The sequence below is a fragment of the Shewanella sp. 10N.286.54.B9 genome, from assembly GCF_041468565.1.
GTDB lineage: Bacteria > Pseudomonadota > Gammaproteobacteria > Enterobacterales > Shewanellaceae > Shewanella.
Window position 1 is genome coordinate 1 of the sequence record NZ_JBFRIY010000126.1, and the last position, 387, is coordinate 387.

Sequence of the window (387 nt, forward strand, 5' to 3'; positions counted from 1 at the left end):
CGACAGCGAGTAACAGCTTTCTAAATTTACCAAATTTGTCTGGAAACCATAGAGCTGTGGTCCCACCTGATCCCATTCCGAACTCAGAAGTGAAACACAGTATCGCCGATGGTAGTGTGGGGTTTCCCCATGTGAGAGTAGGTCATTTCCAGGCGCCTAATTAGCTTTATCTCTATGAAGAGAAAAGCGAGTCTCCTAGCCCTGACAAGCTAGTGACTTAAAAGAATTTAGTGAAATGCTTCGGCAATTTGCTAAAGGAGCGGTAGTTCAGTTGGTTAGAATACCGGCCTGTCACGCCGGGGGTCGCGAGTTCGAGTCTCGTCCGTTCCGCCAACATAAAGACGAAAGCCTCTACAGCAATGTAGAGGCTTTTTTCGTTGTGGAAAA

Annotated in this window: 1 tRNA gene and 1 rRNA gene; both read left to right on the forward strand. The window is 47.0% G+C overall.

Annotation, left to right across the window (positions count from 1 at the left end):
• Nucleotides 1-38 precede the first annotated feature (38 nt).
• Nucleotides 39-154 (forward strand): 5S ribosomal RNA (gene rrf, locus AB4135_RS22095).
• Nucleotides 155-256: 102 nt separating this feature from the next.
• Nucleotides 257-333: transfer RNA gene (locus AB4135_RS22100), tRNA-Asp, on the forward strand.
• Nucleotides 334-387: the final 54 nt, after the last annotated feature.